The sequence below is a fragment of the Phaeobacter sp. JH20_26 genome (assembly GCF_048056275.1).
Taxonomy (GTDB): Bacteria; Pseudomonadota; Alphaproteobacteria; order Rhodobacterales; family Rhodobacteraceae; genus Phaeobacter; species Phaeobacter bryozoorum.
Map to the genome: position 1 here is coordinate 93,789 of NZ_JAYMWL010000005.1, position 24,385 is coordinate 118,173.

Annotated in this window: 22 protein-coding genes; 9 read left to right on the top strand and 13 right to left on the bottom strand. The window is 60.1% G+C overall.

Annotation, left to right across the window (positions count from 1 at the left end; translation table 11 throughout):
• Positions 1 to 34: 34 nt before the first annotated feature.
• The 3 genes from VWY60_RS02175 to VWY60_RS02185 all read right to left on the bottom strand — a co-directional run bounded on the left by VWY60_RS02175 (position 35) and on the right by VWY60_RS02185 (position 3,009).
• The gene (locus tag VWY60_RS02175) at positions 35 to 883 is read right to left on the bottom strand and encodes a C40 family peptidase (protein WP_416540858.1); all 849 of its coding nucleotides are present in this window, start codon (positions 881 to 883) and stop codon (positions 35 to 37) included.
• 8 nt (positions 884 to 891) lie between these two features.
• The gene (locus VWY60_RS02180; RefSeq protein ID WP_416540859.1) at positions 892 to 2,310 is read right to left on the bottom strand and encodes a leucyl aminopeptidase family protein; all 1,419 of its coding nucleotides are present in this window, start codon (positions 2,308 to 2,310) and stop codon (positions 892 to 894) included.
• A 294-nt stretch (positions 2,311 to 2,604) separates the two neighbouring features.
• Positions 2,605 to 3,009 (bottom strand): hypothetical protein, encoded by a 405-nt coding sequence (locus tag VWY60_RS02185; RefSeq protein WP_340546438.1) that lies wholly within the window; start codon positions 3,007 to 3,009, stop codon positions 2,605 to 2,607.
• A gap of 130 nt (positions 3,010 to 3,139) precedes the next feature.
• Between VWY60_RS02185 and VWY60_RS02190 the strand changes: the two genes are divergently transcribed.
• The gene (locus VWY60_RS02190; protein WP_340546439.1) at positions 3,140 to 3,790 is read left to right on the top strand and encodes a carbonic anhydrase; all 651 of its coding nucleotides are present in this window, start codon (positions 3,140 to 3,142) and stop codon (positions 3,788 to 3,790) included.
• A 41-nt stretch (positions 3,791 to 3,831) separates the two neighbouring features.
• Here VWY60_RS02190 and VWY60_RS02195 read toward each other — a convergent pair whose 3' ends face one another.
• A complete protein-coding gene (locus VWY60_RS02195) occupies positions 3,832 to 4,989 on the bottom strand; it encodes a DUF3095 domain-containing protein (RefSeq protein WP_416540860.1) in 1,158 nt (385 codons plus the stop codon).
• Positions 4,990 to 5,166: 177 nt separating this feature from the next.
• On the opposite strand from VWY60_RS02195, the gene VWY60_RS02200 reads away from it, so the two are divergent.
• The 4 genes from VWY60_RS02200 (at position 5,167) to VWY60_RS02215 (ending at position 9,713) form a co-directional block, all read left to right on the top strand.
• Positions 5,167 to 6,345 carry an MFS transporter gene (locus tag VWY60_RS02200; RefSeq protein WP_416538286.1) on the top strand — a complete coding sequence of 393 codons (1,179 nt, stop codon included), beginning with the start codon at positions 5,167 to 5,169 and terminating at the stop codon, positions 6,343 to 6,345.
• Between the two features lie 78 nt (positions 6,346 to 6,423).
• Positions 6,424 to 7,446 (top strand): aspartate-semialdehyde dehydrogenase, encoded by a 1,023-nt coding sequence (locus VWY60_RS02205; protein ID WP_340546442.1) that lies wholly within the window; start codon positions 6,424 to 6,426, stop codon positions 7,444 to 7,446.
• A 130-nt stretch (positions 7,447 to 7,576) separates the two neighbouring features.
• Positions 7,577 to 7,921, top strand: a complete 345-nt coding sequence (locus VWY60_RS02210) for a hypothetical protein (RefSeq protein ID WP_340546443.1) — start codon at positions 7,577 to 7,579, stop codon at positions 7,919 to 7,921.
• 118 nt (positions 7,922 to 8,039) lie between these two features.
• Complete coding sequence (locus tag VWY60_RS02215; protein WP_416540861.1) at positions 8,040 to 9,713, top strand: DUF4139 domain-containing protein; 1,674 nt, start codon at positions 8,040 to 8,042, stop codon at positions 9,711 to 9,713.
• A gap of 24 nt (positions 9,714 to 9,737) precedes the next feature.
• Here the strand turns inward: VWY60_RS02215 and VWY60_RS02220 are convergent, their stop codons facing one another.
• The 7 genes from VWY60_RS02220 to VWY60_RS02250 all read right to left on the bottom strand — a co-directional run bounded on the left by VWY60_RS02220 (position 9,738) and on the right by VWY60_RS02250 (position 17,081).
• Positions 9,738 to 10,808 (bottom strand): branched-chain amino acid ABC transporter permease, encoded by a 1,071-nt coding sequence (locus VWY60_RS02220; protein WP_416540862.1) that lies wholly within the window; start codon positions 10,806 to 10,808, stop codon positions 9,738 to 9,740.
• Positions 10,805 to 11,836 carry a branched-chain amino acid ABC transporter permease gene (locus tag VWY60_RS02225; protein WP_416534541.1) on the bottom strand — a complete coding sequence of 344 codons (1,032 nt, stop codon included), beginning with the start codon at positions 11,834 to 11,836 and terminating at the stop codon, positions 10,805 to 10,807. The genes VWY60_RS02220 and VWY60_RS02225 overlap by 4 nt, the downstream gene beginning before the upstream one ends.
• 58 nt (positions 11,837 to 11,894) lie before the next feature.
• Positions 11,895 to 12,638, bottom strand: coding sequence for an ABC transporter ATP-binding protein (locus VWY60_RS02230; protein ID WP_416540863.1), 744 nt, complete (start codon positions 12,636 to 12,638; stop codon positions 11,895 to 11,897).
• Positions 12,631 to 13,407, bottom strand: a complete 777-nt coding sequence (locus VWY60_RS02235; protein ID WP_416540864.1) for an ABC transporter ATP-binding protein — start codon at positions 13,405 to 13,407, stop codon at positions 12,631 to 12,633. Before VWY60_RS02235 ends, VWY60_RS02230 begins: the two co-directional genes overlap by 8 nt.
• 113 nt (positions 13,408 to 13,520) lie before the next feature.
• Positions 13,521 to 14,705: a substrate-binding domain-containing protein gene (locus VWY60_RS02240; protein ID WP_340546449.1), complete on the bottom strand. Its 1,185-nt coding sequence runs from the start codon at positions 14,703 to 14,705 to the stop codon at positions 13,521 to 13,523.
• Between the two features lie 142 nt (positions 14,706 to 14,847).
• Complete coding sequence (locus VWY60_RS02245) at positions 14,848 to 15,618, bottom strand: HpcH/HpaI aldolase family protein (RefSeq protein WP_416540865.1); 771 nt, start codon at positions 15,616 to 15,618, stop codon at positions 14,848 to 14,850.
• 44 nt (positions 15,619 to 15,662) lie between these two features.
• A complete protein-coding gene (locus VWY60_RS02250; protein WP_416540866.1) occupies positions 15,663 to 17,081 on the bottom strand; it encodes a pyridoxal phosphate-dependent decarboxylase family protein in 1,419 nt (472 codons plus the stop codon).
• Positions 17,082 to 17,310: 229 nt separating this feature from the next.
• Between VWY60_RS02250 and hpaR the strand changes: the two genes are divergently transcribed.
• On the top strand, positions 17,311 to 17,745 hold the full coding sequence (gene hpaR / locus VWY60_RS02255; RefSeq protein WP_340546452.1) for a homoprotocatechuate degradation operon regulator HpaR: 435 nt from the start codon (positions 17,311 to 17,313) through the stop codon (positions 17,743 to 17,745).
• A 15-nt stretch (positions 17,746 to 17,760) separates the two neighbouring features.
• Here hpaR and VWY60_RS02260 read toward each other — a convergent pair whose 3' ends face one another.
• Both VWY60_RS02260 and VWY60_RS02265 read right to left on the bottom strand, forming a co-directional pair.
• Entirely contained in the window at positions 17,761 to 19,035 is a 1,275-nt protein-coding gene (locus VWY60_RS02260) for a glycerate kinase type-2 family protein (protein WP_416540867.1), read from the bottom strand.
• Positions 19,028 to 20,605, bottom strand: coding sequence for a sulfatase-like hydrolase/transferase (locus tag VWY60_RS02265; RefSeq protein ID WP_416540868.1), 1,578 nt, complete (start codon positions 20,603 to 20,605; stop codon positions 19,028 to 19,030). Before VWY60_RS02265 ends, VWY60_RS02260 begins: the two co-directional genes overlap by 8 nt.
• A 186-nt stretch (positions 20,606 to 20,791) precedes the next feature.
• Between VWY60_RS02265 and VWY60_RS02270 the strand changes: the two genes are divergently transcribed.
• The 3 genes from VWY60_RS02270 to VWY60_RS02280 all read left to right on the top strand — a co-directional run bounded on the left by VWY60_RS02270 (position 20,792) and on the right by VWY60_RS02280 (position 24,284).
• On the top strand, positions 20,792 to 21,619 hold the full coding sequence (locus VWY60_RS02270) for a DeoR/GlpR family DNA-binding transcription regulator (protein WP_416540869.1): 828 nt from the start codon (positions 20,792 to 20,794) through the stop codon (positions 21,617 to 21,619).
• A 110-nt stretch (positions 21,620 to 21,729) separates the two neighbouring features.
• The gene (locus VWY60_RS02275) at positions 21,730 to 23,406 is read left to right on the top strand and encodes a Na/Pi cotransporter family protein (protein ID WP_340546456.1); all 1,677 of its coding nucleotides are present in this window, start codon (positions 21,730 to 21,732) and stop codon (positions 23,404 to 23,406) included.
• Positions 23,407 to 23,444: 38 nt separating this feature from the next.
• Positions 23,445 to 24,284: an EamA family transporter gene (locus tag VWY60_RS02280; protein WP_416540870.1), complete on the top strand. Its 840-nt coding sequence runs from the start codon at positions 23,445 to 23,447 to the stop codon at positions 24,282 to 24,284.
• Positions 24,285 to 24,385 lie beyond the last annotated feature (101 nt).

Consider the following 24,385-nt stretch of genomic DNA (forward strand, 5'->3'; position numbering starts at 1 on the left):
GCTGCCTGATGATCCGGGCCGCGAAGAAGCGGCTTCAGAGGTCTGGGCGCCGGTGACGAGTGATCGGTCCATCGCCCTGCACCATGATCCGCTCCACCGCATCCGCCACCGGCTCCAGTGCAACCGCCATATGATGGGCGTTTGCATGGATCATGGTTTCGTGGTCCTGCATCAGGGCGACATGGCCCTTCCAGAACAGGAGATCGCCGCGTCTGAGATCACTGGGAACCGCTGTGTTGCCGAGCGATATGTCCTGGCCCATTTCATTTTCCTGCTGGTCGCTGTCACCGGGGCAGGTGACCCCGCAGGCCAGCATCGCCGCCTGGACCAGACCCGAGCAGTCGATCCCCCAGCGGCTGTTTCCGCCCCATAGATAAGGCGTGCCGAGAAAGAGCTGTGCAACCGCGACCGGATCGGTTTCGGGCACTGAAACCGGCCGCAGATGAGACGCGGGGATGAACCCCAGATTGGTTTCCGCAAATCGATCTGTGAAAGCTAGGACGCTCACCCTGCTGCCGTGGCTGAGACTGCAGAGGTCGGCGGATTTCATATCTGCGGCGCTATAGGCATGTGTTGCCGGTGTGCAGACCCGATGGGTTGCGGGGGCGGCATCGGTTGCGAGGGCTGTGGCCGGAACATATCCGACATAGCCATCAGCCATAGCCTGCACGAACGCCCATCCATCGCGCTCTTCGTAGATCGTGATCTCGGCGCCAAGCAACAGTTGACGGTCGCGCGGCCCGTCCGGGCGCCGTAACAGGTTTACCACGGGCAAACGAATACAGGCGGGTTGTCCTGTCACTGCCGTGCGGTCGGGCGAGTGCTGCGCCAGATGTGCAGCGATCACGCGGTCATTGGCCGGGGTGCGGCGGGGATCGGTCATCCGGTGCCTCAGAGGTTCAGCATGGTTGGCAACGCATCGAGCAGGGCCCGAGCGCCCTGCAATGCGCCGCCCTTTGGCCGGCCCGGGGCGGCGGTCGGCGTCCAGCCATAGATGTCGAAATGGATATACCGGCTGCCGCCGGCAAAGCGGCGCAGGAACAGAGCCGCGGTGATTGATCCGGCAAAGCCGCCGCTTGGCGCGTTGTCCAGATCAGCGATCAGCGGTTCAATCATGGTCTCATAGGGCGCGTGAAAAGGCATCCTCCAGACCGGATCGGCTGAGGCAGCGGCGGCCGCGCTGAGCGCATCGGCATCGCTATCGCTATCGGTGTAAAACGGCGCCAGATCCGGACCGACCGCCACACGCGCCGCGCCCGTCAGCGTGGCCATGGAGATTAGCAGATCCGGGGCGTCTTCCGCCGCGTAGGACAGGGCATCGGCCAGGACCAGCCGACCTTCGGCATCGGTGTTGTTGATTTCGACCGTCAGACCGTTGCGCGCGGTGAGTACATCACCGGGGCGAAAGGCATTCGCCGAAACGCTGTTCTCAACCGCTGGGATCAGGACGCGGAGCTGCAAAGACAATTGCAGCGCCATGATCATCTCTGCGAGCCCCAGGACATTGGCGGCACCTCCCATATCCTTTTTCATCAGGGCCATGCTGCTGCCGGGTTTGAGATTGAGGCCGCCGGTGTCAAAACAGACGCCCTTGCCTACAAGGGTGAGCTTCGGGCCAGTATTGCCCCAGCGCATATCCAGCAGGCGGGGACGACGATCCGAAGCGCGGCCAACGGTGTGGATCATGGGAAAGTTCTGCGTCAGAAGATCTTCATCGGCGACAACGTCTAGGGCGGCGCCATATCGATCCGCCAGCGCCTGTGTTGCCTCCTGCAAATCCGGCGGCCCCATGTCAGAGGCGGGCGTATTGATCAAGTCGCGAGTCAGATATTCCCCGGCCGCGCAGGCCTCGATCCGGGCTGTATCGACTCCCTCGGGTGCGATCAGATGGGTTTCGGAGACGCGCCCGGATTTATACCGATCAAACCTATATTGGGCGAGCAGCCAACCTAGGCACTCAGCCGGGCGATCCTCCTCGGCGATCCCTTCGACCAGGCGATAGGTTGCTCCGGGCAGCGCAGAGAGGGCGCCGGCCAGAATGAACCTGCCCCTCGCGCGGTCCTTGGCGGTGCCGTATCCCACCAACACCTGTCTGGGCGCACCGTCGCGATCCGGAATGACGAGCACCTGCCCGATGGCGCCGCGAAACCCATTGGTGCGGGCCCAGTTACTGGTCTCGCTCGGCGCATTGGCAAGCCAGTCTTCGCACTTGTCCTGATCCAGCACATGCAGATCGAGGCTGGCCGTCGCCGGGTCGGCGAAGGCCGGACGCGCAAGGCGGCTGATGGCGGATGGCTTGGCAGAGGGCATGACAGGATACTCCGGGACCGGGGGGCGATTTCATCGTCAGAGTATCTGTCACAGCGCCGTCTGCAAGCCCTGCTGATTGTCGGTCAACATGTGGTTTCAACAGGTTGCATCCGCCACGGCCGCAGGCGCAACGCCAATAAGGGCCCCGCTAAGAGCCCGGACGCATAACCTGAGTCGCTACGAAATTGCCATTTGGTTGGCATCAAGCCTTGGTCTGACAGTTGGAGACCGGCTCCATCGGCGGCAGATCCGCTGTCAGATATATCCGAGCAAGTGTCCCCCCAGGATCACTTGTCAGACCGAAAGGTCCTGTTGCTCCCATACAGCGGTCAGGGATCGCTCGCCGATCCGCATCAGCCGGAACAGGGTCGCCGAAACTGCTGCAAAATCGTTTATGTCGATCGCGCCGGTCACGTCACGGGCAACCCGTGCCATTGCTGTCATGCCAATCTGATCGGCGATAGCGATCAGGGAACGCGCACTTTTGCGTAGGTTTGGCAAATCGTTCTGGCGCCAGAGACGTTCGCAATGAGACAGCCGCACGGCGAGTTCCTCGATCGCGCGACACACCACATCTTCGGCCCCGGCTTCGCCGAGTTGCGTATAGAGATCCGACAGTTTGTCGGAGTCTAGGCGCACATTTTCTTTGTGTACTACAGTGAGTATTTGAGCCACCACATTAAACCCCAATTTATTCATGCCCCCACGGCACGGGCCAAACTTGCGCCTTAGAAGTTGTCAAAAGGTTTCCAGCCGGATGACCAAATCTCTCGAATTTGCTAACAATCCTTGGTAACAGACCTGCCAGAGGTCAATCGAGGAACGACACATGCAATTTGCCAAACCCCTGCCGAGCTATCTGGTGACGCGCTATCATGGGTGGAAAGCCACGACCTATAGCGAAAATCAAGGCTGGTACCGGCGGCTCGCCAGCGAAGGGCAGCGCCCGCGCGCGATGGTTATTTCCTGCTGCGACAGTCGGGTTCATGTCACCTCGATTTTCGGTGCCGATCAGGGCGAGTTCTTCATTCACCGTAATATTGCGAATTTGGTGCCGCCCTATCAGCCTGACGGCGATCACCATGGCACCAGCGCGACCGTTGAATACGCTGTTACCGTTCTGAAGGTGGCACATCTGATTGTGTTGGGGCATTCACAATGCGGTGGTGTGCAGGGATGTATCGACATGTGCAAAGGCCATGCACCAGCGCTGGATGCCAAGGAGAGCTTTGTCGGGCGTTGGATGGATATCCTGAAGCCGAAGTTTCCGCTGGTCGAAGATATCGAGGATACCGACGCGCAGGCGCGTCAGTTTGAACGGCAGGCGGTGGTTGCATCGCTCGAAAACCTGATGACCTTCCCCTTCATTGATAGCGCCGTGCGGGATGGAACATTGAGCCTGCATGGCCTTTGGACCGATATCGGCGAGGGTGGTCTGGAGTGTTATGAGCCGCGCAGCGGCAAGTTCCAGCCGGTCTGATCGGGGGCATCTCGCCAACGCAAAACGGTCCCGATCAGACCTCAGGCCGCCGCCGGATTTGAAGCGGCGGCCATTCTCAGCGCTGCCTGCGTATAGCCGCCCGCTGCCCCGTCGATGAAATGGACGTGATTGTCGCGCATCGCCGACGGTACGATGCAGGTTACCAGCGCTTCGTCCTGTTCGTGAAGGCCATAGCGCACCTGCCCTGCGGCCGCGGCTTTCTCCAGGATATGTGTGATCTCGTCGCGCACCTCTGCCGGACAGTCGAGTGTCAGTTTCAGGCCATCGTCGAATTTTCGAAAATCCGCGTTGGCGACGAGCATTCTGCGGTAATGCTGGGCATCAAAGCCACCAATCGGACGCTTGCGGGTGAGCGCATAGGCCGCAAAGACAGTCTGAACAAACAACTGCAGCTTTCGCAAAATCAACGCGGTTTTCCCGCGTGACATCTTTGCCTCCAGCGTCAGACCCGGCGGGGGGAAGCTGAAGCTTGGCCCGCCCTCCGGCACCGGATGACCATGGCGCTGCAACTTGTCTGCAACTGCGAGAACATCGCTGGCGATTTTGGCAAAATCCCTGGCTGAGGCCCGACTATGGGGCTGTACCACGACCGAGAGGATCATCCCGTTGCGAGCCGGTATCGTATTCCAGCGGCAGGACAGGCCTGTCAGATCCGGCGGATCGGGCAGCGGTGCGGGGGGCACTTCGAAACCTCCCAGCTTCATCTGCCGTTCCGCCCAGTTGAGGCCACCACCGGCAAACATTGCGTAGTCGGCCGCGTCTGAGACGGCATAGCGGGCAACGGCGACATCCAGGCCTTCGGCTCTGATCCAGGACACCGGCAGCAATGCGGCGCGCAGCTCGATGTCGAATTCCGCGCTGGTCCAGCTGCGCAGCCGCGCCAGCGTGTCGCGCGCGATATCGGCGTGTTCAGGGGCCACTGCAAAGGAGGCGCCGTCACCGCCAAAGACATAGGGAAACGGCGTGCCTCCTAGGGCGTTGATCATCGCGGCAATCGCCGAGGCGCCGATGGTGTTTACCGTCTTGTAGCGCCCGGTCGCGATCAGATCGGTGGAATTGACGATATCGCAGCAGCCGACCATCCAGTCCCTCGGCAGCGGCGTAAAGGCACCAGAACGGGTCAGACCGGCAAAGTCGCGGCTGGGCGCTAGGCTTTGGTAGAAACCATCCTGTGTCATCTGCGATCCGTTCATCCTGTTGACACCATAGCCTAGCGCGACAGCAGCACACGACCAATCACGGCTAAGTGGTTTCGCACTCTTGTGAATTGGTGCGAAATCGCCACTGTGGACGGATTACGATTGCTGGTCTTGGCTGCTTGCCGGGGCAGACATCTCATTCCGGGGGGGGGCAACATGCAGGCCGGGCTGGTCATATTATGTCTGGGCTATGTGCTCAGTCAGTTTTTTCGCGCATTCCTGGCGGTGCTCAGCTCCGCCTTGCAAAACGATCTGGGAGCCACGCCCGAGGATCTCGCCTTTGCCTCAGGGCTCTGGTTCCTGACCTTTGCGGCGATGCAACTGCCGGTCGGCTGGGCGCTGGATCGTGTCGGACCAAGCCGGACCGCTGCGGCACTGCTGCTGCTTGGCGGTGGCGGCGGAACGCTGGTCTTTGCGCTGGCGGCTCAGCCCTCACATATCAGCCTTGCGATGGTCCTGATCGGGATCGGCTGTTCTCCCGTGCTCATGGCGTCCTATTACATATTCGCACGCGAATATCCGCCACGCCGTTTTGCGACACTGGCGGCCGTGATGCTCGGGGTGGGCTCGCTGGGCAATCTGGTCGCGTCCTATCCAACGGCGCTGGCGGTTGAGGTCTTGGGATGGCGGGGCACGCTGTTCGGGCTTGCAGGGATCTCTACCGCAGTCGCACTGGGCATCGCGCTGACGGTAAAGGATCCGGCGCGGGTCGAGGCGGGCGAGGGGGCCAAAGGGTCTGTTCTCGATATTCTGCGCCTGCCGGTCCTCTGGCCGATATTCATCATGATGTTCGTGGCCTACGCCCCCTCTGCGGCCTTGCGGGGGCTGTGGATCGGACCCTATCTGAGCGATGTTTTTGGACTGGGGCGGGAGGCGGTCGGGTTGGCCAGCCTGGTGATGGGGGTCGCGATGATCCTTGGCACCTTTGCCTATGGTCCGATGGACCGGCTGCTGGGAACCCGCAAGGGGGTCGTGCTTGGCGGCAATCTGCTTGCCTGTGTCGCGCTGGGGGCCTTGATGCTGTGGGTGGATGGTCCCGTGCCGCTAGTGGTGGCGCTGATGGCGGCCGTTGGCTTCTTTGGCGCTGCGTTTCCGGTGATCCTGGCGCAGGGGCGTGCCTTTGTGCCGCCGCATCTGGTGGGTCGCGGTGTGACCATGCTCAACTTCTTTGGCATCGGCGGGGTGGGAATCATGCAGTTTGCCAGTGGGCGCCTGCATGCGGAAACGTCCGGTGCGGACCTTTCCTTGCCCTATTTGGCTATTTTCGGTTTCCTGCTCGCCTTTTTGCTGGCCGGATGCGCAATATATCTGCTCAGCCCAGACAGCTTGGATTGATCTAGCCTTTCCTCGCGCGGGCTTTCCCGATAAGACACCGCAGCCGGTCACGAGGCCGGACACAATTGGAGACACAAAATGGGTTATCGCGTCGTTATCGCGGGCGCCACGGGCAACGTGGGCCGTGAAATGCTGAACATTCTGGCTGAACGCCAGTTTCCTGTGGATGAGATTGCAGTTCTGGCGAGCCGCAAATCCCTCGGCACCGAAGTCACATTCGGCGACAAAACACTGAAGACCCAAGATCTCGACACCTTTGATTTCAGCGGCTGGGATATGGCGCTGTTTGCCATCGGGTCCGACGCGACCAAGAAATACGCGCCAAAGGCCGCTGGCGCCGGTTGCGTGGTTATCGATAACTCGTCGCTTTATCGTTATGATCACGATGTGCCGCTGATTGTTCCTGAGGTGAACCCGCAGGCGGTGCATGGCTATGCCAAAAAGAACATAATCGCGAACCCCAACTGCTCGACCGCACAGATGGTTGTCGCGCTGAAGCCGCTGCATGATCGCGCCAAGATCAAGCGCGTTGTGGTCTCCACCTATCAGTCGGTTTCCGGCTCCGGCAAGGAAGCGATTGATGAGCTGTGGGATCAGACCAAAGCAGTCTACAATCCGACACAGGATGTTCCGCCCTCTGTCTATACCAAGCAGATCGCGTTCAACGTGATCCCGCACATCGACGTCTTTCTTGATGATGGTTCCACCAAGGAAGAGTGGAAGATGGTTGCGGAGACCAAGAAGATCGTCGATCCGTCGATCAAGGTCACGGCGACATGCGTCCGCGTGCCGGTCTTTGTCGGCCACTCCGAATCCATCAACATCGAGTTCGAAGACTTCCTGGACGAAGATGAAGCCCGCGATATTCTGCGCGAAGCGCCGGGCATTATGGTGATCGATAAGCGCGAAGACGGCGGCTATGTGACGCCGGTCGAATGCGTCGGCGACTTCGCAACCTTTATCAGCCGGATCCGCCAGGACTCGACCATTGATAACGGCATCAACCTGTGGTGCGTCAGCGACAACCTGCGCAAGGGCGCTGCCCTGAACGCTGTCCAGATCGCAGAGCTTCTGGGGCGTGAAGTTCTAAAAAAAGGTTAAAAACCTATCCATTCAGAGAGGGGGCTGTCTCGAAAGAGACGGCCCCTTTACCGTTTGTACAACTGTTCTTGCCAGCCTTTATCCCACTAGTCTGATGGGAGTTGGATGAAGGTAACTTGGGGGTAAGACCATGATGGGAAAAACGCCGACGCAGGCGCAGACACATGAGACTGTAATCAGCTCGGGGGAAACGGCTTGGGCCACAGCACGCAACGGTTCGCGCCTAGATGCCGAAATGGCGGCGCAGCTGCGGATGGTTTTGAGCGAGAGCTTTCGCACAGCAAAGAACTGGCTGGATCTGATCCGGGCTCTGCGCAGCAAGGGATTTTATCTGGAGCGCAGTGACGGGCGGACCCGTCTTCGCGATGCGCATAGCCACGTCGAAATCTGTACCTGCCGGTTTCTTGGGTTTCCTGGGAAAGAGCTGGAGGCGCGATTTGGGGCTCCATTGCCGGACAACATAAGCCAAGCCTGAGCAAGCACTGGCAGTTTGCGTCATGATGGGATGCAACGGCTGGTAACATCTCGCAACGATACGTAGATTTGATCACAGGCGGGCCGCTTGTCCGCGATTTGATCAATCGAGAGATATCATGCGACCTGTTCATTCAGTTTTTGCCGTTCTTGCGGCTACCACCGGCACAATCAGCATTGCCACATCCGCAGTTGCGGATGTGTTCCCTGTTTCTAGCCAGGTTTCCGCGGTAACGCTTTATCCGGGGCTTGCCCAAATCACCCGCACTGCGGCGGTGGACCTGCCTGTCGGGCGGCACCAGCTGATCCTGCAAAACGTGCCACAAAGTGCGCAGACCGCCAGCCTGCAGGTGCAGATCGCGGGCGGGCGCCGTATCAGCACCCTAATGCGAGAGGAGTCCGTGCCCCCTCAGGACGTGGCGACACCTGAGATTGACGCTGCTGAGACACGTATCCGTCAGATCGAAGAACAGATCGCAGCCGTGACGGATGAAGCGGAACGTGCCCGAGCCATGGCCCGAGCCGCGCAGAGCTCAATCCAATTCCTTGAACAACTTGGCGGTAATGATGGTCTGGCGGGGGCGGATGCCTCAGCGCTGGCGGATATCGCGGTGATGATCTCAAACCGGGCTACTGCAAGCCATCGTGAGATTATTGATGCAGAGGCCGAGGCCCGCGCCAAGGAACAAGCTCTGACAGCACTCCAGGACGAATTGAAGGAGGCCCACGCAGCACTCGCCGCCATCGCGCTGGAGGATGAGGACCGGCTCTTCATTGAGGTGGAAGTCGACGTTGCGGAGGCTGGGGGTGCCGAGGTTACACTCACCTATCTGACAGCTGGAGCGGGACATATAGGGTGGTCTCCCCATTATGAGCTGCATCTTGCGACAGGTGATGTGGCGGAGCTGACTCTGGCGCGCAGCGTGATCCTGGCGCAGGATACGGGCGAGAGCTGGCAGGATATTGCGCTGACGCTGTCGACGGCGGAACCGCTGGGGCAATCAGCGCCATCGCGCCTGTTCCCACAGCTGCGTCGGATCGAGAAACCGATGCCTGTCCCAACGCCTAAGCAGCGGCTGTCATCTGATATGGAATTGCAGCTTGCCAACGAACCGATAATCGAAGCGGCTGTGTTGGTTGATGAGCTACTTCCGCAATGGAGCGTCGACACGGGCGGCGTTGCGGCTGTCTATGGGTTTGGTGAGCCGGTCTCCATTGCCTCGGGTGTGGATGCGTTGCGGCTAGAAATGGACAGTGTCACCGCAAGCGCCGAGTTGAGAGCACAGGCGGTGCCACTGCGCAATGAGGTCGCTTATCGCGTGGTGCGTTTCGCAAACGAATTTGGCGAGCAGTTGCTGCCTGCAACGGAGGCTGCGCATTTCGTGGACGGGAAGCTGGTCGCCGTTGCAGATTTTCCGGGCCTGGCACCTGGGGCAGAGGCAGACATCGGGTTTGGGCCGATCAAGGGGCTAACCCTGCGCCGCGATGTTCTGGATCAGAGCGAAGGTGAACAGGGGCTGATTTCGCGCAATGCGGAACAGTTTAGCCGGGTTGAGATCGAGATCGAGAACCTGACTGACCAGCCCTGGCCTTTGCGGGTTCTTGACCGTGTTCCATACTCCCAGCAGGACGACCTTAAGATACGCTGGTCTGCGCGCCCTGCGCCGACGGAAGAAAACGTCGAGAAACAGCGCGGGATATTGGCCTGGGACATGGAGATCGCTCAGGGCGCGCGTGAAGTGATCCAGATCGAGACAGAGCTGAGCTGGCCTGAAGATCAAATTCTGCGCTAGCCCTGCCGCCTGCCGGTCTCGGCGCTAGCGTTGCCCGCGCAGGCGGCCAACCACGCCGCTAGGAAAGAAGTAGACGCTAAGAATGAAAAGGACACCCAGCCACAATAGCCACCTGTCCGGGCTCAGGAGTTCGGGCAGCAACGGCAACCCCTCGGTCATGCCGGAAAGCACGCCCATCAGGTTTTGCAGGTAATTCTGCGCAAGTACAAAAACGGTCGCACCAACCACCGCACCGTAGATCGTTCCCATACCACCGATGACGACCATCAGCAGGATATCAATCATGATGGTCATCGACAGGGTGGTGTCTGGTCCCACGTAACGTAGCCAGATCGCATAGAGAGAGCCGGACAGCGCGGCAATCGCCGCCGAGAGACAGGTGGCCGTAACGCGGTAGTAAACAACGCGGTAGCCGATCGCCTCCGCCCGGAAATCATTCTCGCGGACGGCCTGCAAAACGCGACCGAACGGCGAATTCACGACGCGCAGCAGGGCGAGAAACAGCAGCGCGCTGCCTGCGAAAATCAGGTAGTAGGTGAGCAGTCGTCCGTTGAGTTTGACGCCGAACAGTTCACCGCCAAACAGCTCCGTACCAAATTTGAACGCAGGTCCCAACTCGCGCGGGGTCTTGAACGTCAGACCGTCTTCGCCACCGGTCAGACCAGAGAGCTGGCTGACAAGGACGGCAACGGCGGAGGCAACCGCAAGCGTGATCATCGCAAAAAAGATGGCCCGCACCCGCAATGAAAACAGTCCAATCAACAGCGCCAGCCCAGCGGCGAGACCAGCTCCAGTGAGAGAGCCGACCAGAAGCGCATCGAATCCGCGCCCCATGTGGGTGGAGGCCAGTGCCACACCATAGGCGCCCATGCCAAAGAACATCGTGTGGGCAAAGCTGACGATGCCGCCGTAGCCCAGCAGCAGATCATAGCTCGCCACCAGCACCACGAATATGCAGATGCGTGCAGCCGTATCCACTGTCCGCACGCCCGGAAAAAGGAAGGGTGCGAAGGCAAGACAAATCAGAATGACAGCCAGCAAAAGGGCCAGAATGCGAGAGCGGGGCAGGTCGCCAGACAGAAGGATGTGCATCATTTTGCCTTTACCACCGGGATCATGCCCATCGGGCGCCACATCAGGATTGCGACCATCAGGGCGATATTGGAAACAAGGGCCAGTTTCGGCTCTACGAAGGCGACATAGTTCTGCAACAGCCCGACCAGCAGCGCACCGATGAAGCAGCCTTCAACCGATCCGAGACCGCCGATGATCACCACAATGAAGATCAGGATCATCGCCTGATTGCCCATATGGGCGGTGATAACTTCCTGATAGAGGCCCCACATCACACCTCCCAGGCCCGCAAGGGCTGAACCTGCGATGAACACGCCGACGAAGACGAGGCGCAGGCGATATCCGAGCGCGGCGACCATCTCGCCATTCTGTACGCCTGCGCGCACGATCAACCCGATCTTGGTCCGGCGCAGCACGAAGCGCATGGCAGCAAAGACCGCAAGGCCGACGGCGACGGTAACAAGACGGTACTTCTCGATAGCGGCGTCGCCGAGGGTCAGCGCCCCCTTCAGCGCCTCGGGACGTGTGAAGTAGATTTCTTCCGGCCCCCAAAGGACGATGATCAGCTGTTCGGCAATGATCAGGCCACCCATGGTGACCAGGATCTGGCTCAGATGATTGCCATAGACGGGTTTGACGATCACCCGTTCGAATGCCCAGCCCATGAGGGCGGTCGCCGCCATTGCGGCAAGAACGGCGGCGAGAATGGCCAGCAGGTTCAATGCCAGCGACGGCGCATTGGTCAGCTGGCCCAGTGTCAGCAAAACCGAAATTCCGATGAAGGCTCCAACAGAAACGAAGGCGCCATGGCCGAAGTTGATGACATCCATCAGCCCGAAAACAAGCGTCAGCCCGGAGGCCATGAGGAAGATCATCATTCCCATGGCCAGCCCGGAAACCGTCAGGGTCATCCAGCTTGCAGGGTTCTGCACGGCGATAAAACCGGCGATAGCCAACAGTGGAACCAGCAGCAGCGGTGCGTAGGGGGCCAGTCGGTCGCGGAGCGACGATTGAGCCATCGTTGGCGCGTGTTCGGGGGCAGCGGTCATCTGTTGATCTCCTGCCGGATAAGGCAATGGCGGGGTCTGTCTTGAACATCGGGCATGTTCAATGCGCCTCCATGCTGAGGCCCATCAGCCGCTCCTGCAAAGCGGTGTCGCCTGCCAATTCAGCCATTGCGCCTGACCAGATGACACGGCCGTCGTCCATAACGCTGGCGGTGTCGCCAAGCGCCTTGGCGACTGCAAAATTCTGTTCGACCATCAGGATCGATGCACCCTGATATTTCAGGTCCTTGATCGCGCGTGCCATGGTGGAGATGATCGCCGGGGCCAGGCCTTTTGTCGGTTCGTCGATCAGGTATAGCTTGCGTTCTTCGATCATGGCGCGGGCAATTGACAGCATCTGTTTTTGCCCGCCGGAGAGATTTCCGGCTTCGGATTTCCAAAAGGTCTTCAGCGGCGGAAAGGCCTGAAAGATCCAGTCGAGCCGCGCCGTATCAATCGGGCCGGAAACCGCGGCGAGGACCATGTTTTCTTCAACAGTCAGATCGGCAAAGATCCCCATATCCTCGGGGACGAAGCCGATGCCCGCGCGGGCAATGCTGGCGGTGGGCGTCTGGGTGATGTCGACTCCATCGAACAGGATGCGGCCACAATGGGTTCGCCAATGGCCGATAATGCTGCGTAGGGTCGTTGTTTTGCCGACACCGTTGCGCCCCAGCAGCATGGTGACACCGCCGCGCGGAACATCGAGGTCGACCCCCTGAAGAATATGGTACTGGGCGATCTTGGTATGGATCTCCTCAATCCGCAGAAGAGGAGGGGGGGCGGTCCGGTCGAGGTCAGACATGATCAAGGATCCCCTCCAGCCCACGGCCCATATAGGCCTCCTGCACCACGTCGGAGGCCATCACCTCCGTCGGAAGGCCATCGGCAGCCAGCGCGCCATTGTGCAGAACGATAATGCGGTCGGCCAGGGTTCGGATCACATCCATCTTATGCTCGACCAACAAGATGGTGCGGTCGGTCTGGCTTTTCAGATCCGCGATGAGATCCAGCACGACCGGCGCTTCGTCCACGCTCATCCCGGCTGTCGGCTCGTCAAACATATAGACAAGAGGATCGAGCGCGATCAGCAGAGCGACTTCCAGCTTGCGCTGATTGCCATGGGACAGCTCCGAAACCATCTGCTGACGCTCGTCCAGCAGGCGGACCTGGGCGAGAATGCTTTCGGCCTGATCAATCAGATCGGTGTGGCCTGTGACCATCGACCAAAGATTGAAGCCGCGCGCAGCCTTGGCCTGCACCACCAGCCGGACGTTTTCCAGCACAGTAAGGTCGGGAAACAGATTGGTCATCTGGAATGCGCGACCGATGCCTGCTTTGGTGCGGGCTGATACGGACTGCGTGCTGATATCCCGCCCCATCAGCGTGACGCGACCGGCGCTGGCGGGAATCTGTCCTGAAATCAGGTTGAAATAAGTGGTCTTCCCGGCGCCATTGGGGCCGACAATGGCCGTGAGTTCGCCCGGATGAAAGTTACAAGTCACAGCATCGACGGCCACATGCCCGCCAAAGCGTACGGTGAGATCGCTGGTGGACAGTAGAGGGGCGGGCATGGGTGCATCCATCTGAAACGGGGGAGTGGCCGGGTGATCGCGGCGGGCCGCGAAATCCTATGCGACGTGCCGGGCCCGGTGGCGGTCGCCCCGGACCCGGTCGCGTTGTGTGATCAGTTGCGGATCGGAATCGGCAGATCGTCGATGCTCAGCTCGCGAACCAGTTCCGGGATCGCCCATTCGACATCGTCGTCGACACGCAGTTTGAAGTGATACATGGATTGCAGCGCCTGATGATCCTCGGCCCGGAATTTCATGGTGCCCTTCGGGGTTTGCCATTCCATGCCTTCCATCGCCGCAATCAACGCCTCGGTGTCGGTGGATCCGGCCTTCTTGATCGCTTCCACGGCGGCGATGCCAGCGGCCATTCCGCCCGCGGTGAAGAAATCGGGCGGGCTGTCGAACCGTTCAAAATGGGTCTTCACCAGCCAGTCGTTCACCGGATTGTCAGGCAGTTCGTAGTAGTAATACGTGCCACCTTCCATACCTGCGAAATCCTTGAACCCTTTCAGGGCGGCGAGGATGTTTCCAACGCCGGCAAATTCGATCCCGAAGCGACCGGGATCCATTGCGTTGATCTTGGCCCATGGATTGCCACCACCGGCCCAGATGATGAAAAGCTTCTTCTCGCCCTCGAGATCTTTCATCGCGTTGAAAATGCGCTCGCCCGCAGCGGTAAAGTCGGTGGTGTCGGTTGGGGCGAATTCCTCATGGACAATTTGGTGGCCCTGAGCGGCCAGGGCTTCGCGGAAGGCTGCGATGCCGTCGCGGCCAAAGGCATAGTCCTGTGCCAGCGTCGCGATATGCACATTTTCACCGGCTAGGGCGATGGCGCTGGCCACCGCATCCTGCGAGGAATTGCGCGAGGTGCGGAAAATGTAACGGTTCCAATTCGCGCCCGTGATGGAATCGGCAACCGCCGGCTCCACGATCAGCAGTTTTTCGTATTCTTCGGCAACCGGCAGCATCGCCAGCGCAACGCCGGAGCTGACCGGCCCGATGGCCAAATCCACCTCGTCGTCGCCGTAGGCTTCTTCCAGAAGTGCCTTGCCATTCTCAGGCTTGAGCTGGGTGTCCTTTTCGATCACGACGATCTTTTCGCCGTTGATTTCCATAGTGCCGCCGGTGGCATATTCCAGACCCAGCATCAGCCCGTCATGGGATTGTTTGGCATAGGCCTCGAACGGGCCAGTCTTGCCGTAGACATGGGCGATTTTGATATCTGCAAAGGCGGCGGTGGCCAGCGCAGAGGTCAGCGTCAGTGCGGAGACCATCCCCGCAGCAAATGTGCGTTTCATCCTGTAGCTCCCTCGTGGCGCGCCAAGATGTTTGGCGCGGTCTCGCTCCTGTGGTGGCAGGCTAGCGGCGGGGTGTCAAACCGGTCAATTGCGCGGAAATACGTATTTTTTGGTCTCATTTTGTGAACGTGGCCTTCGGCGTCTATTTCGCAGACCATTCAGTGGCGAGGGCGCGGGCGTTATTGGCCAAGACCATCACGTCAATCCCAACTGCAAGGAACTGCGCGCCCATATCCAGATAGGCCTGTGTCGCCTCGGGGGCAGTGCCCAGAATGCCAGGCGCCCTTCCGGCAGCCTTGATCCGGGTCATGGCATCGGCGATCACTGCTCTGACCTCCGGGTGGGCGGAGTTGCCCTGATGTCCCATGTCAGTGGACAGGTCGGCAGGTCCTATGAAAATCCCGTCGACACCTTCGACCTCCAGAATGTCGTCGAGATTTTCGATGCCTTTACGGTTTTCGACCTGCAACAGGAGGCAGATTTCCTGATCGGCGGTTCGAGTATAGTCGCTGACAGAGCCGAACATCGACGCCCGCGCCGCAGTTGCGCCCACGCCACGGGTGCCGGTGGGCGGATAGTGGCAGGCTCGGACCAGCTCTCTGGCCTGTTCGGCAGTTTCGACGATAGGTATCAGGACCGTTTGCGCACCGGCGTCTAGAACCTGTTTGATAATCCATGTCTCTCCAGCCGGAACGCGCACGACGGGATGACTCTTGGAGGCAGCCAGAGCCATCAGCTGATCACGAATGGACCGGATGTCGTTTGGCGCATGTTCACCGTCGATCACCAGCCAATCGAAGCCACAGGTTCCCATTACTTCGGCTACGGCACCCTCACCAAAGCTCATCCAGCACCCAATCTGGCGATCGCCCCGCGATAGAGCCTGTTTGAAGGTGTTTTTGGTGGCGGGCATTGGCAAATCTCCTGTTTGGGTCGGGTGGCGCGGGTTTGTTCTGGTCACCGGGCTTTCAGGGCGCGCGCAATCTTGGTGATAACCTCATGGGCGAGCATAACATCAGCTTCGGTTGTCTCAAACTGGCCGGCCTGGAACCGGATAACCAGCGTACCGTCGACGCGGGTCTGGGTCAGATAGATACGGCCATCGTCATTGATCGCGTTCACCAGTTGTAGATTGAGTTCATCCAGATCGTTAGGGCCCTGCGGGGCATAGCGGAACGACCAAAGCGACCACATTGGTGGTGTCACAATCTCGAAATCAGGCTCTAACTTGAGCTTATCGTGCAGCTGGTTGGACCAAATGATGTGGTTGCGCAGGCGCTGGCGCAGACCCTCCAGCCCGTAGGTGCGGATCAGGAACCAGATTTTCAGGGCCCGGAACCGGCGGCCCAGCGGCACCGACCATTCGGAATAGTTGATGATGCCGTCATGGCCGTGGGTCTTGAGGTATTCCGGGCTGATGGCGAGGGTTTGCACCAGATCGTCCGGGTTCCTCACAAAATGGGCGGAGCAGTCGAACTGCACGCCCAGCCATTTGTGCGGGTTGAAGACGATGCTGTCGGCGCGTTCGACGCCGGGCCAGTAGTGGCGGTATTCCGGGCAGATCATGGCGGAGCCGGCCCACGCGGCGTCCACATGGGTGTAGAGGCCGTATTTTTCGGCGACGTTCAGCACCTGATCCACCGGATCGGTGGCGCCAACGCCGGTGCCGCCCACGCAGAGAATGACGCCCGCTGGCTGGTGACCCGCGGCGAGGTCGGATTGGATCGCCGCCTCCAGCGCGTCCGGGTCCATCCCGCGCCAGTCGCCCTTGATGGGGATGCGGATCAGGTTCTGCTGGCCGATGCCCGCGACCCAGATGGCGCGGTCGATGGAGGTGTGGACTTCAGATGAACAGTAAATCCGGAGTGGCTTTTGGGCGAACAGGCCCTGCTGGTTGCCCTGCCATTTCAGCGCCTTTTCCCGCATGGTCAGCACGGCGGCGAGGGTGGCGGAGGAGGCCGAGTCCTGAATGACGCCCTGGAACTGGTCCGGCAGGTCCAGCGCCTGGCGCAGCCAGTCCATCATCCGCGTTTCCATCTCAGTTGCCGCCGGCGAGGTCTGCCACAGCATGCATTGCGGAGCGATGGCGGAGGCGAGGAACTCCGCCAGCACCGAGGGCGCGGCGGCGTTGGAGGTGAAATAGGCAAAGAAGCGCGGGTGCTGCCAATGAGTGATGCCGGGCATCACGATGTCTTCGAAATCGCGGAAGATCACCTCCATCCCCTCGCCATCCTCGGGCGGGGTTTGGGGCAGGGCGCTCAGCACCTCGCCGGGAGCCGTCTGCGCTCGCACCGGGCGGTCGCCGACGGTCAGGTGATAGTCCTGTGCCCAGTCCGCAACCTTGCGGCCCCAGTGAGAAAAATCATTCCAGTTCATCGTGTCGTCCTTGGGCTTGGCATCCGGCTACCTTAGATGAGCATATAATTAACATGTGCATTAATACCTGTCCACATGCTCGATCGTATCCGATGTCAGAGATCCGCTCAGCGTCATTCCGCCAATACAGGTATAGACCCGGTCGATTTAGATTGCCCAGCAGCGTAAGTGCTAGTCACTCCGGGTACTGAGGATTTGCCTTTGCGCCCCTAGACAGCGATAATCTGGCATGACCAAGCAGTTACCAAGCACAGACCGATCCTTGCCCATTGCCCTGCTGCGCGCGCGTGAGCGCGTGATGGGCCCTATTCGCGCGTTGCTGAGCGACGCGGGGCTGACCGAACAGCAATGGCGCGTGTTGCGGGTCGTTCAGGAAACAGGTGACATTGATCCGACGCAAATTTCCGAGCGCGCGTGCCTGCTGCTTCCCAGCTTGACCCGCATCCTGCAGAAGCTGGAGGATAAGGGGCTGATCCAACGGGCAAAGGATCAGATGGATCGCCGCCGCCAGATTGTCAGTATTACCGAAGCGGGCGAACAGGTGATTGACGACAACTTGCAGGCCAGTCTCGCCGTGATCGAACGGACCCGCGCGCAGATGGGGAATGAGCGTTACGAGGCGCTTCTGGATCTGCTGAACGAACTGCACCAGCTGGAAGAGTAGCCGCAACAGGTGTCCCTAACGGGCGGGCAAAAGCATGATCTGAATATCCGCCACATTGGTGCCGGTTCCGCCGGTTACAAACAGATCATCCGCAAATCTGAGCGCCCGGTTGCTGTCGTTGTTCCTGAGCAAGGCCATCGGGTCGCCCCCCTTGTCCAGAATGCGCTGCCACGTGCCCCCATCGACAATGCCTCCTGCCGCATCCGTCGGACCGTCCCGCCCATCGGTGCCCGCTGACAGGAAAGCCCAGCTTCCGCTCAGCGTTTGGCGGCCTAAGCGCGCCACATGGAGCGCCAGTTCCTGATTGCGTCCACCGCGGCCTGTTCCGGTCAGGTTTACCGTTGTTTCCCCGCCGAAGATCAGCGCGACCGGGTGGTTTGAAACCCGTGCCTGGGCTGCGGAGATAATCCGTGCCGCGGCGGCCTCCACATCTCCGGTCAGGGCATCATCAACGATATCGGCAGACCAGCCCTTGCGTGCGGCCAGTTCCTTCATGGCGATCAGGCTGTGACGGTTAGACCCGATCAGATATGCAGTGACGGACCCTTTATCAAAGAGGGTTTGTGCAGGGTCATCCTGTGCTGACAAATGGGTCTGAACAGCGCCCGGAAGCGAGGCCCAAAGGTCATGCGCTACAAGACAGTCGCGCGCCATGGTGCGCGATCCCAGCGGTGCCACCGTCGGACCTGAGGCTATCGCGCGCAGATCATCACCGATCACATCCGACAGAATATAGCTGCAGACCGGTGCGGGGTAGGCGGAGCGCAGGAGGCCACCTCCCTTCAGCTCAGAGAGTTGCTGGCGGATCAGATTCATCTGCATGATGTCCAGTCCGGCTCCCAAAAGGTAATCGGTGACTGCGGTTTTATGGGCAAGTGTAAGCCCTGCAGCCGGCGCCACGGCGAGGGCAGAACCACCACCGGAAATCAGCGCCACCACACTGTCATTGGCAGTCAGGTCGCCGACGGCCTGACGCAGGACGGCGCCAGCCGCGAGGCTCATGTCATTGGGCACCGGATGGTCACCGGCCAGGACACTGGCTCCGGGGATCTCGGCAAGGTTTTCCGGGTTGGTGACGGCGACCGCCCTGTCGGATGGCGGGAGCATCCGCATGGCCTGTCGCATCATGGGAACGGCGGCCTTCCCCAGTGCGATTAGGATCAGGCGTCCGCCGGGGCGCGGCAGGGGTGGGGGATGCTGTCGCAAGCTTTCCGCCAAGGCCATTGCAGGGTCGGCTCGGGCGATGGCGGCGGCAAACAGATCGCCGAAGGTGCTTCGCAGGTCAGCCATGCTGGACACCGGGAGTATTCGTTGGCCTGTGGCGGGCCTGCCTGCGCGGCCCATGCGGCGTAATGGTGTCGAGAGACAGGGTGTGGTCCATGTTGCGCATCCGGTGCCGCAGCATTTGGCGGGTGAGACGGGCCAGATCGCCCTGGTGTTCGGGGTGTTCCGCGACATTGACCCTTTCGCCCTCGGCGGTGTGGTCAAACAGCAGTGGCGGCAGGTCAGCTGCAAATTCAACCAATGTAAACCGCGCGTCCCGTAGAATAGCGAGGCAGGAATTGCTGGCATCGGTTCCCAGATGGTGTTGCCAGATACTGGGGCGTTCTGGCTCGCCAAAGTCCAGTTCCGAATAGCTGTAGCTGCGCCAGTCGTCTGGTGTTTCCCCGGAAACCAGTGGGAGCAAAGACCGCCCATCCATTGAGTTGGGGACCGCCTGACCGACCCAGTCGAGAATAGTCGGGGCCAGGTCGATCGACTCCGTGATGTCTTGCACGACCGCTCCGGCGCGTATGGCGTTGCCCGGTTGGCGAATGATCAATGGGGTATGATAGGCGGCATCATAGACAGAGAATTTGCCCCAGCTGTGCCGGTCACCCAGCATTTCCCCATGATCGGCGCTGAGCACGACAAGTGTATTCTCCAATTGGTCGCTGTCCTGCAGATATTGCATGACCCGGCCAATATGAGCGTCGACCTCGCTGGCGAGGCCTAGGTAGATCGCCCGCAGCGTCTGGATTACCGGGTCGCTGGGGTCCAGATCCGGAAAACCCTCGACAAAGGAGGCGGGAGACGCAGCGCGGGTGGTCGGGTCGAAAAACGGATGGACCGCGCGTTCGTCCTCTACAGTGGCGAGGCGCTGCGGCAGCGGCAGGCTGGCGGGATCGTACATCCGGTTGTAAGGCGCAGGCGCGACCAGCGGCGGATGCGGGCGGATATAGGTGAGATGTGCGAACCAGCTCTGATCGCGGTAGCCAGGCATTGTCGCCAGAAACCGATCGGTGAGAAAGGCGGTATCGCTATCCTCGGCCCGGTACACAGCGGGGTCGTTCAGTCTAGGAGCGCCCCCGGTTGGCGATACCGGTTTGTAGATGTCCCAGTAGCGATCGAAGGTATAGCCCTTGTGCAGCAGATGCGCGCGCCATGGATGCGACATCTCCATCCGCATTTCCAGCATCTCGTGGAAACCGGCCATCGGGTATTCGTAGGTCTGCATCGCCGGGTCGCCGGGGTGGTAGATGCGCGGGTCATGCGAGGTGTCGGTATAGCCAAACAGCATCGGCAGATAACCCGCCTTGCGCATCTCAGACGCGAGGTTTGGTGTGTCATGCCGGAGCGGTGTCCCGTTGCGAACGGATCGGTGGTTCATCGCATACTGGCCAGTCAGGATCGAGGCCCGCGACGGTCCGCAGGGATTCACGACCGTATAGTTCCTCTGGAAGGTAACGGCATCCGCCATCAAGGCGCGCAGGTTTGGCAGCGCTACGTGCTCGGCCAGGGCTCCAAACAGGCAATCCGCCCGCATCTGATCGATCAGGATAAACAGGACATTCCTGCGCTGGTCTGACGCTTGGCTCATGTGGAATTTCCTTGCCGCAATTGCGGCCAGATAAGCCTGAAATCACGAGTATGGCAAAGGGTTTCCCTGCCATCACATTGTTGAATTTGACCGTTTGTGTGGAATTTTGTGTTTTTATGTTTGATTTTTTCGGCATCCCTGTGGTTCACTCTCCAGCGAAATCTCACTCCTTACCAAGGCTGCCTATTGCCCGAAGACCAGAAAATCTCGCACCGCGAATTGGAGCTGCTGGAGGCCTTGCGCCGTCTGGGCGGATCGGCACGCAGCGGCGAGCTGGCCAAGGTTCTGAAGGTGTCGGAGGAAACCGTGCGTCGGACCATCAAGGCGCTCGCGAAACAGGGACTAGTGCAGCGAGTGCACGGAGGCGCCTACCTAGCGGGACCAGATGCGGCGGATAGTTTCTTCCGACGGATCTCGAAATATACGGCGGAAAAGCAAAGAATCGCTGCCAAGGCACTGGACCACGTTACCGACGGGATGGCGGTTTTTCTCGATGTCGGCTCCACCACCGCTTTTGTCGCCAAGGCGCTGCGTAGCCGCGCCGGTCTGACGGTGGTCACGAATTCCATTGGTGTGGCGCAGACGCTGGCCAATCATAACGGCAACAGGGTGCATTTCCTCGGCGGCGAAATACAGAGCAACGAACGCGGTACATTTGGACATGTCGCTGAACAGCAGGTCCAGGAGTTCGCGCTGGATGTGGCGGTGTTGTCGGCAGATGCGTTTTCTGCCAAACACGGCGCGCTTTACCAAAGTGCGACAGAAGCACAGCTGGCAGCGGTGGTGGCGCAGGTTGCCGAATGGACCATGCTGGTGGTCGCGCACCCGAAATTCGAAGGCACTGCGCCGCATCGCGGTCCGCAACCGGAACTGCTGGATCTGTTGTTGACCGATATCATGCCTGCCCGCAAATACCGCCGTGCATTGGAACTCTGGGAGATTGACCTTGAACTGGCGCCTGGTTCGAACAGCCCGGAAACAGAAGGGGGCGAGAGCAAGATCAGGAAGGGATAACCTGATTGGCGGAATCGCCGGGAGGGCTGCGCAGCTGGGGTTTCCCATCGCGCCAAGAAAAGAGCGGTAACGTCACGACGCTGCCCAACAAAAGGACAAGACATAACTCTATGGCCATATTGAGCTTTCTGACCAGCCTTGCCGGTGCCGTCATGTTGCTGCTGTTTGCGGTACGGATGGTGCGGACCGGTATTGAACGCAGCTACGGCGCGACGTTCCAGCGGCTATTGACCGGGCAGCGCAGCCTTGTGCAGGCCAGCTTCGTGGGGATTGGCATGGCCATCGTTCTGCAAAGCTCTGCCGCGGTTGCCCTGCTGACCTCGGGATTTGCGGCAAGCGGTTTGCTGTCCTTTGCCTCTGGTCTGGCGATTGTTTTGGGTGGCGACCTTGGATCGGCGCTTATCATTCAGCTCTTGTCGTTCCAGCTCGACTGGCTGGTGCCCGTGCTGCTGGCTGTCGGTGGCTATCTTTTCGTCAAGGTCGAGGCGAAGAAGGCCCGGCAAATGGGACGCATTCTGATGGGGATCGCCTTTATTCTGATTTCGCTGCGGTTCCTGCGCGAGGCTATGGACCCCATCCGGGAGAGCGCGTTCCTACCGGCAATCGCGGAATATCTCGCCCGGGATTACATCACGGCGTTTCTCGTGGGCGCTGCGCTGGCGTTTGTCATGCACTCTTCGGTGGCGGCCATCCTCATGTGCGTCACCCTCGTTCAGATCGATGCGATCCCTTTCGCGGCCGGGTTGTCCCTGGTCCTGGGGGCCAATTTCGGCTCGGCCTTCATTCCGGTCTGGCTGAGCCGAGGGATGCCTGCGCCAGGGCGGCGTGTGCCGCTTGCGAATTTGGGACTGCGTGGAACCTGGGCAGTGATCTGCGTCTTTGGCGCCAATATCGCTTTGCGGGCGGGTGTTCTGGGCGCACCTGAGGGCGGCCAGATGCTGGTCTATGCGCATCTTCTGTTCAACACATCGCTGTTGATCCTGGCGCTGCCGTTCTGCGGAATGCTGCATGGTGTCATGACCAGCCTGATACCAAACCCGACCCCTCTGCAGGGCAATACGCACGGGCTGCCGGTGAGCGTATTGAACACAGATGATTACCGGCAACCCAATCAGGCGATCAGCAGCCTGAAACGCGAACTGCTGCGGATGTCGGATCTGGTCGGTGCGATGTTCCGACCAATTCCCGATCTTTATCAGCACGGCGACCGTGCCCAGATCAAGGCGGTGCAGGCTCTGGATCGGGAAGTGAACAGCTGCCTGTCGGGTATCCGAAGCTACGTGGCTGGCATGCCAAGCGAAGGGTTCGGCAAAGAAAATGCCAAGGTTGCCCGAGATCTGGTTGAATATGCCATCCGGCTAGAGACGGCCGGCGACGTGGTGGATGAACGGCTCGCCGTCCTAGCTGCGTCCATGCACAAGAAGGGGGTGCGGTTCTCAAAAGAAGGCTGGGCAGAAATCACCCGTATGCACGAGGTGATCGTCGCCAATATGCAGCTTGCATCGAATGTGCTGATCTCGGACGATCTGGAAAGCGCACGCTTGCTGAGCCTTGAGAAAACCGAGGTCAAGCGGATGGAACGTGACAGCCGTAAGCGCCATCTGCGCCGATTGCAGCGCGGCGCTGCGGAAAGTTTCGAGAGCTCGGATATCCATCTCGAGACATTGCGCGCGCTGCGGGAATTCAACAGCCATATCGCCGCCATCGCCTATCCGATCCTATACCGCAACGGGCAGCTGCTGGAGACCCGTTTGATCCAGGATATGCCTGCGGACGAAATGGACTGATGTGTGTTCTGGAGCCCCGCTAGCTGTGAAAGCCTGATATGACGCCATTTGTGATTGCCATCATTCTGTCGGCCGCGTTGCTGCACGCGATCTGGAATGCCATTGTAAAGACGGCGATCGACAGGACCACGACGCTGGGTTTGGTGGCTTTGGGGCACGTCATCCCCGGGGCGGTCATGGTGGCCACGCTACCTTTGCCGGATGTGGCAAGCCTGCCCTACATCGGCGTGTCGACGGTGGTGCATTTTGGGTATTTCTACATGCTCGGTCGCGCGTATCATCACGGCGACCTGAGCGTCGTCTATCCAATTGCACGTGGCATTGTCCCAGCGTTGGTTTCGCTCTGGGCGATGATCTTTGTCGGGGAAATCCTGCCGGTGCAGGCCTGGGTGGGAATCGCGCTCATTGCTGGGGGGATTCAGCTCAGCAGTTGGAAGGCGCTGCGATCAGGGGTCGGGCAGAGCGCTTTGTGGTACGCGCTGGGCACCGGTTTTTTCATCTCACTATATTCGCTGGTTGACGGCATTGGCGTGCGTCTGTCTGGCAACACGGTCAGCTACTGGGCTTGGGGCGCGTTTCTCCATGTCTTTGTCGCGGCGTTTGTTCTTCTGCGGAAACGTGCAACACTGCCCGATGTGCCTGTCGGGGTCTGGGCTTTGGGGATCGCCGGCGGTCTGGTATCTATGTGCGCCTACGGGCTGGTTCTCTTTGCCAAGAACTTTGCGCCGCTGGGGGCTGTATCTGCCCTGCGGGAAACGTCGGTTATCTTTGCCGCGCTGATCGGGTTTCTTATCCTGAAAGAGGGCAACTGGAAACGGCGTCTTGGGGCGGCCGTGCTCATGGCGGCGGGGGTCGCGCTCATCGGCACGGCAGTTTGAGGGTTTCGGCGATTTTGTGAACACTTCCACAGTGTTGCATCGTTGACGTGAGAGGCGCCAAAGGCGCAGACTGACTGCGGTGGAACCATGTGGGAGTCGGC

What these genes read in the sequence shown, in the direction of transcription:
- VWY60_RS02175 (WP_416540858.1), bottom strand. Translation starts at nt 883, where the DNA reads ATGACCGATCCCCGCCGCACCCCGGCCAATGACCGCGTGATCGCTGCA.
- VWY60_RS02180 (WP_416540859.1), bottom strand. Translation starts at nt 2,310, where the DNA reads ATGCCCTCTGCCAAGCCATCCGCCATCAGCCGCCTTGCGCGTCCGGCC.
- VWY60_RS02185 (WP_340546438.1), bottom strand. Translation starts at nt 3,009, where the DNA reads ATGAATAAATTGGGGTTTAATGTGGTGGCTCAAATACTCACTGTAGTA.
- VWY60_RS02190 (WP_340546439.1), top strand. Translation starts at nt 3,140, where the DNA reads ATGCAATTTGCCAAACCCCTGCCGAGCTATCTGGTGACGCGCTATCAT.
- VWY60_RS02195 (WP_416540860.1), bottom strand. Translation starts at nt 4,989, where the DNA reads ATGACACAGGATGGTTTCTACCAAAGCCTAGCGCCCAGCCGCGACTTT.
- VWY60_RS02200 (WP_416538286.1), top strand. Translation starts at nt 5,167, where the DNA reads ATGCAGGCCGGGCTGGTCATATTATGTCTGGGCTATGTGCTCAGTCAG.
- VWY60_RS02205 (WP_340546442.1), top strand. Translation starts at nt 6,424, where the DNA reads ATGGGTTATCGCGTCGTTATCGCGGGCGCCACGGGCAACGTGGGCCGT.
- VWY60_RS02210 (WP_340546443.1), top strand. Translation starts at nt 7,577, where the DNA reads ATGATGGGAAAAACGCCGACGCAGGCGCAGACACATGAGACTGTAATC.
- VWY60_RS02215 (WP_416540861.1), top strand. Translation starts at nt 8,040, where the DNA reads ATGCGACCTGTTCATTCAGTTTTTGCCGTTCTTGCGGCTACCACCGGC.
- VWY60_RS02220 (WP_416540862.1), bottom strand. Translation starts at nt 10,808, where the DNA reads ATGATGCACATCCTTCTGTCTGGCGACCTGCCCCGCTCTCGCATTCTG.
- VWY60_RS02225 (WP_416534541.1), bottom strand. Translation starts at nt 11,836, where the DNA reads ATGACCGCTGCCCCCGAACACGCGCCAACGATGGCTCAATCGTCGCTC.
- VWY60_RS02230 (WP_416540863.1), bottom strand. Translation starts at nt 12,638, where the DNA reads ATGTCTGACCTCGACCGGACCGCCCCCCCTCCTCTTCTGCGGATTGAG.
- VWY60_RS02235 (WP_416540864.1), bottom strand. Translation starts at nt 13,407, where the DNA reads ATGCCCGCCCCTCTACTGTCCACCAGCGATCTCACCGTACGCTTTGGC.
- VWY60_RS02240 (WP_340546449.1), bottom strand. Translation starts at nt 14,705, where the DNA reads ATGAAACGCACATTTGCTGCGGGGATGGTCTCCGCACTGACGCTGACC.
- VWY60_RS02245 (WP_416540865.1), bottom strand. Translation starts at nt 15,618, where the DNA reads ATGCCCGCCACCAAAAACACCTTCAAACAGGCTCTATCGCGGGGCGAT.
- VWY60_RS02250 (WP_416540866.1), bottom strand. Translation starts at nt 17,081, where the DNA reads ATGAACTGGAATGATTTTTCTCACTGGGGCCGCAAGGTTGCGGACTGG.
- hpaR (WP_340546452.1), top strand. Translation starts at nt 17,311, where the DNA reads ATGACCAAGCAGTTACCAAGCACAGACCGATCCTTGCCCATTGCCCTG.
- VWY60_RS02260 (WP_416540867.1), bottom strand. Translation starts at nt 19,035, where the DNA reads ATGGCTGACCTGCGAAGCACCTTCGGCGATCTGTTTGCCGCCGCCATC.
- VWY60_RS02265 (WP_416540868.1), bottom strand. Translation starts at nt 20,605, where the DNA reads ATGAGCCAAGCGTCAGACCAGCGCAGGAATGTCCTGTTTATCCTGATC.
- VWY60_RS02275 (WP_340546456.1), top strand. Translation starts at nt 21,730, where the DNA reads ATGGCCATATTGAGCTTTCTGACCAGCCTTGCCGGTGCCGTCATGTTG.
- VWY60_RS02280 (WP_416540870.1), top strand. Translation starts at nt 23,445, where the DNA reads ATGACGCCATTTGTGATTGCCATCATTCTGTCGGCCGCGTTGCTGCAC.